This is a genomic window from Rhodopseudomonas palustris BisB18 (genome assembly GCF_000013745.1).
Lineage (GTDB): Bacteria > Pseudomonadota > Alphaproteobacteria > Rhizobiales > Xanthobacteraceae > Rhodopseudomonas_A > Rhodopseudomonas_A palustris_F.
Map to the genome: position 1 here is coordinate 1,244,994 of NC_007925.1, position 15,319 is coordinate 1,260,312.

At 67.2% G+C, this 15,319-nt stretch carries 12 protein-coding genes; 2 read left to right on the plus strand and 10 right to left on the minus strand.

Translation table 11 applies throughout. From position 1 onward, the window contains the following. Nucleotides 1-54: 54 nt before the first annotated feature. The 8 genes from RPC_RS05755 to RPC_RS05790 form a co-directional block, all read right to left on the minus strand. Nucleotides 55-1,293, minus strand: coding sequence for a class I SAM-dependent RNA methyltransferase (locus tag RPC_RS05755; protein WP_011471613.1), 1,239 nt, complete (start codon nt 1,291-1,293; stop codon nt 55-57). A gap of 41 nt (nt 1,294-1,334) precedes the next feature. Continuing rightward, nucleotides 1,335-2,744, minus strand: coding sequence for an MATE family efflux transporter (locus RPC_RS05760; protein ID WP_011471614.1), 1,410 nt, complete (start codon nt 2,742-2,744; stop codon nt 1,335-1,337). Between the two features lie 287 nt (nt 2,745-3,031). Beyond that, nucleotides 3,032-3,772, minus strand: coding sequence for a TlyA family RNA methyltransferase (locus RPC_RS05765; protein WP_011471615.1), 741 nt, complete (start codon nt 3,770-3,772; stop codon nt 3,032-3,034). Next, entirely contained in the window at nt 3,769-4,335 is a 567-nt protein-coding gene (locus RPC_RS05770; protein WP_011471616.1) for a nucleoside 2-deoxyribosyltransferase, read from the minus strand. Before RPC_RS05770 ends, RPC_RS05765 begins: the two co-directional genes overlap by 4 nt. Nucleotides 4,336-4,571: 236 nt before the next feature. Next, nucleotides 4,572-6,497 (minus strand): 1-deoxy-D-xylulose-5-phosphate synthase, encoded by a 1,926-nt coding sequence (gene dxs, locus RPC_RS05775; protein ID WP_011471617.1) that lies wholly within the window; start codon nt 6,495-6,497, stop codon nt 4,572-4,574. Nucleotides 6,498-7,205: 708 nt separating this feature from the next. Further along, the gene (locus RPC_RS05780; RefSeq protein ID WP_011471618.1) at nt 7,206-7,454 is read right to left on the minus strand and encodes an exodeoxyribonuclease VII small subunit; all 249 of its coding nucleotides are present in this window, start codon (nt 7,452-7,454) and stop codon (nt 7,206-7,208) included. Nucleotides 7,455-7,548: 94 nt separating this feature from the next. Next, nucleotides 7,549-8,478 carry a histone deacetylase family protein gene (locus RPC_RS05785; RefSeq protein WP_011471619.1) on the minus strand — a complete coding sequence of 310 codons (930 nt, stop codon included), beginning with the start codon at nt 8,476-8,478 and terminating at the stop codon, nt 7,549-7,551. 420 nt (nt 8,479-8,898) lie between these two features. Beyond that, nucleotides 8,899-10,575: a bifunctional metallophosphatase/5'-nucleotidase gene (locus RPC_RS05790; protein ID WP_011471620.1), complete on the minus strand. Its 1,677-nt coding sequence runs from the start codon at nt 10,573-10,575 to the stop codon at nt 8,899-8,901. Nucleotides 10,576-10,783: 208 nt separating this feature from the next. On the opposite strand from RPC_RS05790, the gene RPC_RS05795 reads away from it, so the two are divergent. Continuing rightward, entirely contained in the window at nt 10,784-11,239 is a 456-nt protein-coding gene (locus RPC_RS05795; protein WP_011471621.1) for a hypothetical protein, read from the plus strand. Nucleotides 11,240-12,058: 819 nt separating this feature from the next. After that, nucleotides 12,059-12,535 (plus strand): acyl-CoA thioesterase, encoded by a 477-nt coding sequence (locus RPC_RS05800; RefSeq protein WP_011471622.1) that lies wholly within the window; start codon nt 12,059-12,061, stop codon nt 12,533-12,535. Nucleotide 12,536: 1 nt separating this feature from the next. Here RPC_RS05800 and RPC_RS05805 read toward each other — a convergent pair whose 3' ends face one another. Continuing rightward, on the minus strand, nt 12,537-13,292 hold the full coding sequence (locus tag RPC_RS05805; RefSeq protein ID WP_041801441.1) for an enoyl-CoA hydratase-related protein: 756 nt from the start codon (nt 13,290-13,292) through the stop codon (nt 12,537-12,539). A gap of 113 nt (nt 13,293-13,405) precedes the next feature. Beyond that, the gene (locus RPC_RS05810; RefSeq protein ID WP_041801443.1) at nt 13,406-15,187 is read right to left on the minus strand and encodes an acyl-CoA dehydrogenase; all 1,782 of its coding nucleotides are present in this window, start codon (nt 15,185-15,187) and stop codon (nt 13,406-13,408) included. Nucleotides 15,188-15,319 lie beyond the last annotated feature (132 nt).

The following is a 15,319-nucleotide window of genomic DNA, read 5'->3' on the forward strand; positions in this document are numbered from 1 at the left end:
CCGCTGCGCGGCGTTCTGCGTCGCGTCCGGGGCAGGCGCGTTAAGGTCCGCCGCTTACTTCTTGGAAAACTTCGCCACCAGTTCGACATGCGGCGTATGGCGGAACTGATCGACCGGGGTCACCGTGCCGATCTGATATCCGCCGTCGATCAGGATCCGCGCGTCGCGGGCAAAGGTGGCAGCGTTGCACGACACCGCCACCACGGTCGCCACCTTGCCGGCGGCGAGTTTTTCCGCCTGCGCCTGCGCGCCCTGCCGCGGCGGATCGAACACCACGGCGTCGACGTCGCGCAGTTCCTGCGTCACCAGCGGCCGGCGGAACAGGTCGCGCACTTCGGCAGTGAGCGGCTTCAGCCCCGGGGTCTTGGCCGCGGCCTGCAGCGCGGCGATCGCCGCCGGCTCGCTGTCGTAAGCCAACACCTTGGCCTTCGCCGCCAGCCGCAGCGCGAACGGCCCGACGCCGCAGAACAGATCGACGATCAGTTTGGCCTTGCCGCAGCGCTCGATCGCCAATGCCGCCAGTGTTGCTTCGCCGGCCGCGGTGGCCTGCAGGAAGGCGCCGGGCGGCAGCGTCAGATGCGCAGGTCCGATGCTGATCACCGGCGGCTTGCGCATCAGCACCAACTCGCCGTGCCGGGTCAGCCGCGCCAGTTTGTGCTGCTCGGCGAGCCGCGACAGCGCCGCGATCAGCTTCGACGGCAGCGGCCCGGAGCCGCGGATATCGACGTCGAGCCCGTTGTCGGCGGCGGTGACCTGGATGTCGAGCGGCTTGCCGGTCTCGATCAGCGCCTCGGCCAGCGCCCAGGCGGCTTCCAGCGCGCCGTCGAGCCCGGGATCGAGGATCGGGCAGGCATCGATCGGCACGATGTCGTGGCTGCCCGCGGCGGTGAAGCCGACCTTGAGCACCTCATGGGTGCCCTTGCGGGCGTGCAGCGTGATGCGGCGGCGGCCGGCGCCGTGGGCGTCGATCAACGGCGCCACCTCGCAATCGATCTTGGCTTGCGCCAGCGCGGCGATCACCAATTGCCGCTTCCAGGCCTGATACGGCTCAGCCTGCCAATGCTGGATGGCGCAGCCGCCGCAGACGCCGAAATGTTTGCAGAACGGTGCGATCCGCTCCGCGCTCGGCTGATCCACGCGCAGCAGCACCCGGCGATCCGGATGGCCGGCGACGGCGTCGACCTCGACGGTCTCGCCGCCGAGCGTATAGGGCACATACAGCGCTTCGCCGCGCTGCGTCGCCACGCCGTCGCCGCGGTGCCCGACATGGTCGATGATCAGCGTTTCCGTCATGGCTTGCGATAGCCCGCAGCCGGCAGCGCGTAAAGCCGCAATCAGACCGCGGGGAAGTTGCGCGGCGGCAGCGTCAGCCGGTGGAAGCGCCACACCAGCAGTGCTGCGTAGATCGCCAGCCCGATCGACAGCCCGCTCCACACCCCGGCGGGGCCGAACCCGGCGTTGAAGCCGAGCAGGTAACTGCAGGGAAATCCGATCGCCCAGAAGCCGAAGGCCGCGAACAACAGCGGGATCTTGGTGTCGTTGCGGCCGCGCAGCGCGCCGTTGGCGACCACCTGCAGGCCGTCGGCGATGAAGAAGCTGATTCCCACCACCAGCAGCGCGGCGGTGATCCGCGTGGTCTCGGTGGCTGCCGCGCTGTCGCCGAGAAACAGCTGCGGGATCTGCCGGCGGGTCAGCGCCACCAGCAGCGTCATCGCCGCCATGAACAACAGTCCCAGCCCGATGGCGACGAAGCCGGCGCGGCGGGCGCCGGCCGCATCGTTGCGGCCCACCGCATGGCCGACCCGCACCGTGGCGGCGAGCGAGATGCCGAGCGGCACCATGAACAGGATCGCCGCGATCTGCAGCGCGATCTGATGCGCGGCGAGCGCGCTGGTGCCGATCCGGCCCATCAAGAGCGCGGCGGCGCCGAACACGCCGTATTCCAGCGCCGAGGCGCCGGAGATCGGCAGCCCGAGCGCCAGCAGTCGCCGCAGCAGCGGCCAATGCGGATGAAAGAACTGCGCCAGCACGCGGTATTTGCGAAACGGTTGGCAGCCGTAACACACCAGCAGCGCTGCGCCGCACATCGCGACCGAGACCAGCGCGGTGGCGAGACCGGCGCCGAAAATCTCCAGCCGCGGCAGCCCCAGCGCGCCGTTGATCAGCGCGTAAGCCAGCGCGGCATTGATCGGCACCGCGGCCAGCATGATCCACAGCGCCGGCGCCGGGCGGTTCACCGCGCCCATGAAGCCGCGCAGTGCGATGAAGATCCACGACGGCACCAGCGACCAGGCCAGCCCGTCGAGATAGCGGCCGGCCAATTGCGCGGTGTCGGAGTGCTGGCCGAGCGCCAGCAGCAGCTGTTCGCCATAGAGCTGGACGAGCGTCAGCGGGATCCCGGCGAGCAGCGCCGCCCAGATGCCCATCCGCAGCGAGGCCCGCACCTGACGCGGCGCCCGCGCGCCAAAACCCTGCGCCGCCAGCGGCGCCACCGCCGCCACCAGCCCGATGCCGAGCATGAAGGCGATGAACAGCACGGTATGGGCGAGCGCCGCCGCCGCCATCGCGGCATCGCCGAGCCGGCCGATCAGCGCCAGGTCGGTGGTCATCATCGCGATCTGGCCGAGCTGGGTCAGCGCCATCGGCGCGGCGAGCCACAGCGTCTCGCCGATCTCGATGCGCCACGCAGACGAACGCGCCGGCGCGCTGGCGCCGGCGGCGATGGTGAAGCCGGGGGATGTCATGCCGCGCACCCTATCCGAAGTTGCGGCCGAACAAAGGCCGAACTCGCGACGGTTGGTCGCGCTTGACCGCAAATCCAGTCGTCATCCCGGGGCACGAGCGGCGAAGCCGTGAGTGAGCCCGGGATCCATACGCCGCAGCATCTCATGCTGGGCAAGAGGGTCGACGGTCGGGCCTTATCATCGAGGGCAGGGGTTATAGATTCCGGGCTCGCTCGCCGCTTGCGCGGCTCGCGCCCCGGAATGACGGATGCATTGGGTCGAATGCTGCGCCCCCAAAGGTGAATGCTCTAACCGCCCCGCCGCGCGCCGAGGAAGAACTCGATATTGCCGTCGCCGCCGGCGATCGACGAGGGAAACACCGCGATCTCGCTGCAGCCGAGCGACGCCGCATAGGCGGCGATGTCGTCGCACACCGCCTGGTGCACGTTGGCGTCCTTGATGATGCCGCGCTTGGAGTGTTTTCGCGCCGCCTCGAATTGCGGCTTGATCAGCGCCAGCAGCCACATCGGCGACGCCGCCAGATCCAGCGCCGCCGGCAGCACCGCCTTCAGCGAGATGAAGCTGGCGTCGATCACCACCACGTCGGGCCGCGCCGGCAGCCGCATGCCTTGCAGGCTGCGGATGTCGGTGCCTTCCATCGAGACCAGATTGGGGTGGCCGTGCAGCGAGGCATGCAGCTGGCCGTGGCCGACGTCGACCGCGAACACCAGCCGCGCGCCGTTCTGCAACAGCACCTCGCTGAAGCCGCCGGTGGAGGCGCCGACGTCGAGGCAGACATGGCCTTCGATCTCGATCGGGTAACGCTCCAGCGCGCCGGCGAGCTTGACGCCGCCGCGCGACACGTAAGGATGCGCCGGCGCGGCTTGCAGTTCGGCGTCGGCGGCGACGCCCTCCGACGCCTTGCCGACCAGCTTGCCGTCGGCGAACACCAGCCCGGCCTCGATCGCCGCCTGCGCCCGGGCGCGGCTCTCGAACAGCCCGCGCTCGACCAGCAGGACGTCGGCGCGTTTTTTGCGCGGCACGGTCATCGCGACGCCTGCGTCGGCAACAGCCGCGCCGCCGCCAACCGCACGCAATCCTCGAAGGCTGCGAGGTCCTGCCACAGATCATCAGGTGCGTGCTGCGGCGTGACCAGCGCGCAACCATGCAGATCCAGCGCATGCGCGATCATCAGATTGTCGGCGAGGCCGAAATCCTCCACCACATGGCCGTGGGCGTCGCGCAGCACGCCGTCACGCGCGCTCACCGCGCCGCGCGCCGCGACGCGCTTCGGGTAGGGCAAGGGGTCGTTGGAATAGCCGAGACAGAGCTTGCCGTGCCCGGCCATGAAGCCGAGCTCATAGACCGTGCCGGCGTCGGCGCTGGGGCCGCGGAACGGGGTGAGGTTGGCGACGATCGCTTGCGCCTTGAGCATCATCGCCTCGTTACTTCGGAAGATGCTCAGCGACAGCTGCGGCGCGGCGGCGTCGAACGCGTTGTCGAGCGGGTACAGCCCGGTCATGCCATGGCGGGCGCAGATCGCCTGCTTGCGCCGGCCGATCTCGGCGGCGTCCGGCAGAAACACGTCGGGACCGGCGAGATAGATCAACATCGGGGAGTTATCCGGCGAGGCGCATCGCTCGCGATCATAGCACGGCACGCGACGCCGCCTCGCAACACCCACGCCGTCATGCTGAGGTGCCCGAGCGCAGCGAGGGCCTCGAAGCATGGGCCGCGGGCACTCGCGGCCGCATCCTTCGAGGCTCGCCCAAGCGGGCGAGCGCCTCAGGATGACGGCTCAGAGGATGTGGCGCCGCAGCGCGGGCGTCTTTCGGATCCGAACCCGGCTTACGCCAGCTTCACGGTGTCGGTCTTGGCGTCCTTGCCGAGCGCTTCGAACACCTTCTTGACGATGCCCTTGGCGTCGAGGCCGGCGCGGGCGTACATCGCGGTCGGGGTGTCGTGGTCCATGAACTCGTCGGGCAGCACCAAGGAGCGCATCCGCACCTCGCCGTCGAGCATGCCGTGCTCGGCCAGCGTCTGCATCACATGGCTGCCGAAGCCGCCGATCGAGCCTTCCTCGATGGTCAGCAGGATCTCGTGGTCGCGGGCGAGCTTCAGCACCAGCTCGACGTCGAGCGGCTTCATGAAGCGGGCGTCGGCGATGGTGGTGGAGAGCCCGAGCGTGGCGAGTTCGTCGGCGGCCTTTTCGCATTCGGCGAGCCTCGTGCCGAACGACAACAGCGCGATCTTGTTGCCCTCGCGGACGATGCGGCCCTTGCCGATCTCCAAGGCAATGCCGACCTCCGGCATCTCGACGCCGCGGCCTTCGCCGCGCGGATAGCGCACTGCGCTCGGGCGGTCGTTGATCGCGACCTGCGTCGCCACCATGTGCACCAGCTCGGCCTCGTCGGAGGCCGCCATGATCACCATGTTGGGCAGGCAGCCGAGGAAGGCGTTGTCGAACGATCCGGCATGGGTGGCGCCGTCGGCGCCGACCAGCCCGGCGCGGTCGATCGCGAAGCGCACCGGCAGGCTCTGGATCGCGACGTCGTGCACCACCTGGTCGTAGCCGCGCTGCAGGAAGGTCGAGTAGATCGCGCAGAACGGCTTGTAGCCCTCGGCGGCGAGACCCGCCGCGAAGGTCACCGCGTGCTGCTCGGCGATGCCGACGTCGAAGGTGCGGGTCGGGAACGCCTTTTCGAAGATGTCGATGCCGGTGCCGGACGGCATCGCCGCGGTGATGCCGACGATCTTGTCGTCCTTCTGGGCTTCCTTGACCAGGCTCTGGCCGAACACGTTCTGGTACGACGGCGCGTTGGACTTCGCCTTGGCCTGCGCGCCGGTGGCGATGTCGAACTTCACCACCGCGTGATACTTGTCGGAGGCGGCTTCGGCCGGGCCGTAGCCCTTGCCCTTTTGCGTGACGACGTGGATCAGGAACGGGCCGGTGTCGGCGTCGCGGACGTTCTGCAGGATCGGCAGCAGGTGGTCGAGATTGTGGCCGTCGACCGGGCCGACGTAATAGAAGCCGAGTTCCTCGAACAGCGTGCCGCCGCCCATCATGAAGCCGCGGGAATACTCTTCCGCGCGGGCGGCGCGGTCGGCGATCAGCTTCGGCAAATGCTTGCCGATCTGCTTGCCGGCCTCGCGCAGCGTCCGGTAGGTTTTGCCGGAGTACAGCCGCGACAGATAGGCCGACATCGCGCCGACCGGGGGCGCGATCGACATGTTGTTGTCGTTGAGGATGACGATCAGCCGGGAATTCATCGCGCCGGCGTTGTTCATCGCCTCATAGGCCATGCCGGCGGAAATCGAGCCGTCGCCGATCACCGCGATGACGTTGTTCTTGCCGCCGGCGAGGTCGCGCGCCACCGCCATGCCGAGGCCGGCGGAAATCGAGGTCGAGGAGTGCGCGGCGCCAAACGGATCGTAGTCGCTCTCGGTGCGCTTGGTGAAGCCGCTCAGGCCGCCGCCGGTGCGCAGCGTGCGGATGCGGTCGCGCCGCCCGGTCAGGATCTTGTGCGGATAGGCCTGATGCCCGACGTCCCAGATCAGCCGGTCGCGCGGGGTGTCGAACACGTAATGGATCGCGGTAGTCAGTTCCACCACGCCGAGGCCGGCGCCGAAATGCCCACCGGTGACCGACACGGCCTCGATGGTTTCCTGACGCAATTCGTCGGCCACTTGTCGCACCTGGTCAATGCGGAGCTTGCGCAGGTCGGCGGGGGTGCGAATGGTGTCGAGGAGCGGCGTTTTACTGAATTCGGACACGGCGATATTCCAGTCTCAATAAGGGGGATGTGACGCCCCGGTGACGAATGGTCGGCAAGGGTGCTGCAACAGCGGCGCTGTCACGGCGTCTGCTCGGCAAGAGCCACCCAAACCGGCCCCTAAACAAAGAGAACCCCGATCGAAGCCTACAACGGTTGACCCGCCGCGGCTGTGATCATCACATTGGCGGCGGCATTCTTTCACACGGCGATCATAATCGCTGCCACCTTTTTGATCGGGGCGGCCAGCGCATAAGCCCATACCTTTACACAATGCGCCCCCCAAAGCCAACCGCCCGGGCATTGCTCCTTGGTCGGGGAGACGAAAGTTGTGGCATTTTTGCCAGCAGTAACAGGGAACCGTGGGATTTTAGTCACAGATTGTGGAGATTTGGAGCAGCGCGGGGCTGGGTTGCGCCGCGCTGCAGAATACGGGTCGCGTTCGGCCGCCCGCCGCGGCTGCACGCGGCCTGGGCAGGCGATCTGTGGCGGGAATGCGGCGAGGCAAAAGTGCTGTTCAACGTGTTCTGCAAGGTCGCCGTCATCCTGAGGAGCCCGGCGAAGTCCGAAGGACGAAGCCGGGCGTCTCGAAGGATGGGCTGCGAGGGAGGTGGCGGCCACATCGCGCGCAGCCGCATCCTTCGAGGCCCTCGCGTTGCTCGGGCGCCTCAGGATGACGGCGCCGCGGCCGTGGGACGGCGCGGTTGCTTTACTCGACGTCGAGTGGGGTGGTGCCGGTGACCGCGCCGCTGGAATCCGTGGTGATCTTGTCGACTCTCGCCTCCGCGGTGCGCAACAGCTCCTCGCAGCGCCGCTTCAAGGCTTCGCCGCGCTCGTAGATCGCCACCGACTCCTCCAGCGGCACCTTGCCGTCCTCCAGCCGCTTGACGATGGATTCCAGTTCCTCGATGGCGTGCTCGAAGGTCAGCTTCTTCACGTCGGTGGCGGCGTCGGCCATGGGGTCATCCTGAATGCGATCGTCTCCGGGCGCGCCGGAGTGGCTTGGGAAACCGGTTACGGGGGGCAGCCCTAAAGCCGGATTGGGGCGAAATTCATGAGCCCATCAGGGCGCCGACATGGGCATTCACCGATTCCCGCAAGCCTTGCAAATCATAACCGCCTTCCAGCACCGAGACGATACGCCCGCCGGCGCTCAAATCAGCGACGTCCATCAGCTTCTGCGTCACCCAGGCGAAATCCTCGGTCTGCAGGTTGAGGCTGGCCAACGGATCGCGGCAATGCGCGTCGAACCCGGCCGAGATCACGATCAATTCCGGCGCGAACGCCGTCAGCCGCGGCAGGATCAGGTCGTCGAACGCGGCGCGGAATTTCGCGGTGCCGTCCTCGGATTGCAGCGGCGCGTTGACGATATTGTCGTGCTCGCCGCGCTCGCCGACCGCCCCGGTGCCGGGAAACAGCGGCATCTGATGCGTCGAGCAATACATCACGGTCTTGTCGCCCCAGAAGATTTCCTGAGTGCCGTTGCCGTGGTGGACGTCGAAATCCACCACCGCGGCGCGGCCGATGCCGTATTTGCGCTGCGCATAGCGCGCGGCGATTGCTGCATTGCCGAAGAAGCAGAACCCCATCGGCTTGCCGATCTCGGCGTGGTGACCGGGCGGCCGCGTCGCCACAAAGGCGTTGTGGACCTGGCCGGTCATCACCGCGTCGGTCGCCGCCACCGCGCCGCCGACGCTGCGCAACGCGGCTTCCCAGGTGCCCGGCGACATCGAGGTGTCGCTGTCGACGAAGATCAGCCCGGTCTGCGGCGACATCTGCCGCAGTTCGACGATGTGATGATCGGTGTGGCACAGCGCGATGGTGTCGAGATCGGCTTCCGGCGCTTCGCTGCGCTGCAATGCACTGAAGCGCGCTTCCGCCAGTCCCTGGTTCACCGCGCGCAGCCGGTCGGCGCGCTCCGGATGACCATAGGGCGTGTCGTGCTCGAGACAGGCAGGATGGTTGATAAACAGTGTGGTCATGAAATCCACCTGGCGCTTGCGCTGCGCGGTTATGTCAACTCAATCTAGTTGCTTGCCGGGCGTTGCGAAAGGGCCGCCTAAAGGCGTAGAGGCGATCTTCAGCGAAAGCCAGCTAACACGGCTTCGTCGCAACAGCTGTTAGGAAGAACAGGAGCGAGAACTGATTGCCCCCGGCGTGCGAGGGGTGCGTTTGTTTCCCCCACCCCAGCCCTCCCCCGCAAGCGGGAGAGGGAGTCCGGCTGCCGCCGCGGCGATGCACTGCTTCTCCTCAAGCTCAGCTTGCTCTGTTTAGGATTGCTCTGAATCCTCGATTGCTCTCTCAGCTGAAAAATTGCCGGCGCCGTGTCCCCATCCGCTGCGCGCTCCCTCTCCCGCTTGCGGGGGAGGGTTGGGGTGGGGGCCTCTCAAGACCGTCCGGGATTAGTTCAGCCGCCGGATGCGATCCGCAGGCGTCGGCGCGATCGGGCTGTTGGCGCGGAAATAAGCGTCGAGCGCGTCGACGTCGTAGACCCCGACGCGCGGATCGTGGCCCGCCTTGAAGGCGGTGAAGCCGTCGCCGCCGACCGCCAGAAACGCGTTGATCGTCACCCGATAGGATTTGCCGAGGTCGATCGGCGCCCCGCCGAGCCGCATCTGATCTGCCACGATGCGGTTGCCCGGTTCTGCGGCGCCGTCCCAGGCATAGCTGAAATCGCCCGACACCTGCAGGATGCGCGGCCGCGCCGGGTCCTGCCATTGCTGCTCCAGCGCCTGTTTGATCTGTGCGCCGGTCAGCGTCAGCGTGACCAACTGATTGCGGAACGGCTGGCTCGCGAACACGTCGCCGTAGCTGACCTTGCCGTCGTCCTTCATGGCGATCTCGCTGCGGATGCCGCCCGGATTGGTGAAGGCGATCACCGCGCCGCCGCGGTCCGCGGCGCGGGTGGCGAACAGCTGGGCGTCGGCGACGACGTCGCCGAGCACGCTTTCGCCCGCGGCGTTCGGCATCCGCGGCAGCGCCGCGGTGACCGATCCGGCCGGCCGCGCCGCCAACGGACCGGCGACGCGGTCGTAGTCGGCGATCAGCTTGGTCTGTGCGGCGTCCTTCGCGGTGTCGTGACCGACGATGACGTTGTCGGCCTTGGCGCTGATCACGTCGCGGGTCTTGCGGTCGAGCTTGAGGTCGATAGCGGTGACCAGCGTGCCGTATTTGTCGCCCGAAGTGACCAGCCGGCCATCGATCCGGCAATTATAGGCGCGGTGGGTGTGGCCGGAGATCACCACGTCGACGGCGTGGTCGAGCTTGCGCACGATATCGACGATCGGCCCGGATATTCCGGGACAGGCATTGTAGTCGCCGGTCGGAAAGCCGCCTTCGTGGATCAGCACCACGATGGCCTCGACGCCCTTCGCCTGCAATTCCGGCACCAGTCGGTTGACGGTCTCGGCCTCGTCGCGAAATTCCAATCCGGCGACGCCGGGCGGCGACACCAGGGTCGGCGTCGCGCGCAGCGTCAGCCCGATGAAGCCGACCGGCACGCCGGAGAATTCGCGGATCGCGTAAGGAGGCAGGATCGGCTTGTCGGTGGCGACCTCGATGGTGGAGGCGGCGAGATATTTGAATTTCGCGCCGAGGAATGGATGCGGTCCGCGGCAGCCGTCGAACGGATGGCAGCCGCCGTTCTGCATCCGCAACAATTCGGTCTTGCCCTCGTCGAATTCGTGATTGCCGACCGAGGCCAGCGAAAGCCCCATCATCGACAGCGACTCGATGGTCGGCTCGTCATGAAACATCGCCGACAGGAACGGGCTCGCGCCGATCAGATCGCCGGCGGCGACAAAGATCGAATTGGGGTGGCCTTCGCGCAATTGCTTGACCAGCGTCGCCATGTGCTCGGCGCCGCCGGCCGGGACATTGATGGTCTTGGCGGGATCGGCCGGATCGTGGATCGCGAGGCCGCCGGGCGGCGGCAAGAGATTGCCGTGGAAATCGTTGATCGCCAGAATCCGCACCTCGACGGTGTCTTGCGATTGCTGCGCCATGGCGTCGCAGCCGGCGAGGCCTGCCAGCAACAGCGCCGCGGCAAAGCTTGCGAAACGATGATGGTTCGGCGTCATGCGGCGATGTCCCGGCGAGTGGCGTTGCCATCCATTCGCGCATCGCGGCTTGGCAATGCAATCGAAATCTTCCCGGCCCGTGGCGCGCCGGTTAATCCTGGCCTAATGTTCGGTTTCGCCGTGCAATGCGGCTTGACGTCTGAGCCTTCCCATCGCCCGACGCCGCACCGCCTGGCGCGGCCGCACGGATTCAGCTTAAGGATTGCACATGACCCCACGTTGGTTGGTTTTCGGTTTGCTCGCCGTCGTCGCTTCGAGCTCGCTGGCGATCGCGCAGCCGCGCTACGCCACCCGCGACAACAACCCGCGGCTCGCCGATATCATGGAGGCGGCGCGGGTGCGGCACTTGAAACTGTGGTACGCCGGCAAGGCGCGCAACTGGGAACTCGCCGACTACGAGACCGCGCAGATCAAGGCCCGGCTGGAGGACGCCGCGTCGTTGTATCAAAGCCTGCCGCTCTCCGACGTCACCGGCATGGCGACGCCGATCGACGCGCTCACCGCGGCGATCGCCGCCAAGAACCCGGCGAAATTCGCAGCAGCCTTCGATCACCTCACCGCCGGCTGCAACGCCTGCCACCAGAACAACGAGCGCGGCTTCATCGCCATCCGCCAACCGACGTCGCAGCCGTTCAGCAATCAGGAATTCGACGGGAAGAGGTAGCGAGAAGATCTGCTCGTGCCTTCCTGGGGCACGTGGCCGCCCTCACGCAAAGCTGTCATCCCGGGGCACGAGCGGCGAAGCCGTGAGTGAGCCCGGGATCCATAACCCCTCACTTGAATGAAGGGCACAACCGCCAAGCGTGTGTGCCCGCCATGAGATGCTGCGGCGTATGGATTCCGACTTGCTCGTTCTTCGAACTCGCGCCCCGGAATGACGTCGTCTTGGTCGGTCGCAAGCACCACACCGCGTCATGGTGAGGAGCGGGCCTGTTCGGCGCGCGTGTCGAACCATGAGGCGGCAATCACCATCGGTTCAACGGAGCGTGCCCCGGACGCAGTGCAATACGCCGCGTAGCGGCGTGGTGCGCTGCAGAGCCGGGGCCGTTACGGAACGAGGCCGCTCGTTGTCTCAATTGGTGTTGGCCTTAGCACTTGTAACGGTCCCGGTTCTGCGGAGCAGCGCTACGCGCTGCACCGCGCCCGGGACACCAAGCCTCACTCGGGAAAACGGTCCTTCCGGGGCGCGAGCAGCATCAGCTGTGAGCGAAACCGGAAGCTCGCAACACGCGGTGGCTTCCCGTGCCAGCGGCAGATTCCGGGTTCGCTCGTTCTTGCGAACTCGCGCCCCGGAATGACGAGCACAGGGCGTGGAGATGAAGACTGCGCGTCTTCGTCCCGTCGCCGTCGCGTCCACCTGGTCGCCAAGCCGACGTGGATGCGCTAGCATCTTGCAGACGTCCAATCCTTGGCAGTGCACCACGACGTGCTTCTCGCCGATGCAGTTCCACGCGCCATCGCAGCAACTCCTGAAATCACCCCGATGCAAGACCATTCCGACAAACCTGCCGACGCCTTCGCCTGGGACTATCCCGCGCCATTCACGCTTCCCGTGCAGCCCGAGGCCGCCGATATCGACGGGCTCGGCCACACCAACAACGCGGTCTATGTGCGCTGGTGCGAGGCGATCGGCTGGGCGCATTCCGAGGCGCTCGGCCTCGGGTTGATCAATTGGCAAAAGCTCGATCGCGCGGTGGCGATCCGGCGCGGCGAATACGACTATCTGCTGCCGAGCGCGCAAGGCGACGCGCTCACGCTCGGCACCTGGATCACCGCCAGCGACGGCAAGCTGACCATGGAGCGGCGGTTTCAACTGATCCGGCCGCGCGACGGCGCCATCATCATGCGCGGGCGCTGGCAAATGGTCTGCATCGAAATCAGTAGCGGCCGGCCGCGGCGGCTGCCGCCGGAGTTTCTGCAGATCTATATGCCGGCGTTGGTCGAGGGCGGCGCGACGTAGCTCACTTCTTGCGGTCGAAGAACTTCTTGAACGCCGCGATCGCTTCCTCCGAGGTCATGCGTTCGCCGAACAGCTTGCTTTCGTGATCGATGCGGTCGATCAGTTCGGAAGGCTGCGGCTTCAACAAGCGCCGCGAGATCGCCACCGCTTCGACCGGCAGCGCGGCAATTTCTGCGGCGACCTTGCGCGCTTGCGCGGCGAGCTGCTCCGCCGGCACCACCTCGTTGACGAAGCCGGCGTCGCGGGCGTCGTTGGCGTCGAGCTTGCGGCCCATCACCAACAGCGCAAAGGCGCGGTGATGGCCGAGCGCGCGCGGCGCCAACAGGCTGGAGGCGCCTTCCGGCACCAGGCCGAGCGGCACGAACGGGGTGGCGAAGCTGGCGTCGCTCGATGCGATCACGTAGTCGCAGTGCAGCAGCAGCGTGGTGCCGATGCCGATCGCCGCGCCCTCGACCGCAGCCAGCAGCGGCTTCTCGTTGTTAGCAAGCGCGTGCAGAAAGGTCGTGGCCTCGGAGCCGCGCAAGCCGGCGCCGTCGCTGCCGGCGTTGAGAAAATCCTCCAGGTCGTTGCCCGAGGTGAACACGCCGCCCGAGCCTTCGATCAACAGACAGCGGATCGCGGCGTCGGCTTGCGCGGAATTGATCGCCGCGCTCATCGCCCGATACATGTCTTGGGTCAGCGCGTTCTTCTTGTCCGGCCGGGTCAGGGTGATGATGCGGGTGGCGGCGGTATCGACGACGGTCAGGTGGCCGGTCATGCGGTATCCTTTGCGGGGTCCTCGGAGAGCCGAGGCGTTTTTGGCGGCGAGCCGGGGCAAACAGTCTTGCGGCAGCGCCGCCACAATTTGCCTTTGGTTTGCCGCAAGTTTTTTCAGGCCAGCAGAACCGCGTCGGCGCCGCGCAGCGCGCCGAAGCCTTCGGTCACCGTGCGCTCCAGCGCGGTCGCCTGCACGGTGACGTTCTCGGCGAAGAACCGCGCCTGCGTGACGTAGCGCTGCGGATCGCCGAGCCCGTCGATGTCGCGCGCCGCCAGCGCTTCTTTCGCCAGCACGCAGCCGCCGAGCGTCACGCCGAACAGCCGCAGATACGGCGTGGCGCCGGCCAAAGCGTCGTTCGGCGCGCTGACGACGCGCTCCAGCAGCCATTTGCTGGCGCGCTCCAGCGCGGCCAGCGCCTCTCGCAGTTTCGCGCCGGTGGTGCCGAACGAAGGATCGTTGGAGGCCTCGACCTCGTCGACGGTCGCGGATAGTTCGCTGATCAGCGCCCACACCGCTTCGCCGCCGTTCGGCGCCAGCTTGCGGGTCACGAGATCAATTGCCTGGATGCCGTTGGTGCCTTCGTAGATCGGGGTGATACGGGCGTCGCGAAAGTGCTGCGCCGCGCCGGTTTCTTCGATGAAGCCCATGCCGCCATGGACCTGCACGCCGAGCGAGGCAACCTCGTTGCCGATGTCGGTGGCGTAGGCCTTGGCGATCGGCGTCAGCAGCGCGGCGCGGGTCGCCGCGGCAGCCTTGATCGCCGGATCGTCGCTGCGGTTGGCGATGTCGATCGCAACCGCGGTGGCGTAGCAGATGGTGCGCGCCGCCGCCGTCATCGCCCGCATCTGCAGCAGCATCCGCTTGACGTCGGGGTGCACGATGATCGGGTCGGATTTGCTGGGCTTCTCGCCGATCGCGCGGCCCTGCTTGCGGTCCTGCGCGAAGGCCAAAGCCTGCTGATAGGCGCGGTCGGCGATGCCGACGCCTTCCAGGCCGACCGCGAGCCGGGCCTGATTCATCATGGTGAACATGCATTGCATGCCGCGGTTTTCCTCGCCGACCAGATAGCCGACGGCGCCGCCGTGATCGCCGATCGTCATGGTGCAGGTGGGGGCGGCGTGCATGCCGAGCTTGTGCTCGATGCCGGTCGGATAGATGTCGTTGCGCTCGCCGAGCGAGCCGTCGGCGTTGACCAAAAATTTCGGAATCAGAAACAGCGAGATGCCCTTGGTGCCGGGCGGGGCGTCGGGCAATCGCGCGAGCACGAAATGCACGATGTTGTCGGTCATGTCGTGGTCGCCATAGGTGATGAAGATCTTGCTGCCGATGATGCGGTAGCTGCCGTCGCCGTAGCGCTCGGCACGGCTGCGTAGCGCGCCGACGTCGGAGCCGGCCTGCGGCTCGGTGAGCTGCATGGTGCCGGGCCATTCGCCGGACACCAGCTTCTCCAGGTAGATCTTCTTCAAGGCGTCGCTGCCGTGGGCGTCGAGCGCCTCGATCGCCGACAGCGTCAACAGTGGGCACAGCCCGAAGGCGACGTTGGAGGCCGCCCAGATCTCGGTGCAGGCGGCGTTGAGCGCCAGCGGCAGGCCCTGGCCGCCGAACGCCTCGTCGCCCGACACCGCGTTCCAGCCCGCCGCGATCCAGCGCTGATAGGCGTCGGGCCAGCCCGGCGCGGTGGTCACCTTGCCATGCTGCAGCTTGATGCCGTGCTCGTCGCCGACCCGGTTGAGCGGCGCCAGCACGTCGGAGGCGAACCGTCCGGCCTCTTCCAGCACCGCCGCGGTGATTTCGCTGTCGTAGTCGCCATAATGCCCGGCGATCACGGCGGCGTTCAGCCCCGCGCCGTGATTGAGGGCCAGCAGCATGTCGTTGATCGGGGCGCGGTAGGTCATGCGGGTCTCGCTTCTTGGTCGGTTGGCGCAGGCCGCCGTCTTCCCACGAAACCGGCCCGCCCTCAACTGGGCGGGTTGCCCCAGGGCGGAGCGCGGCTGCGGGTGGTTGAAATGCGTCGATTCACTCTATAG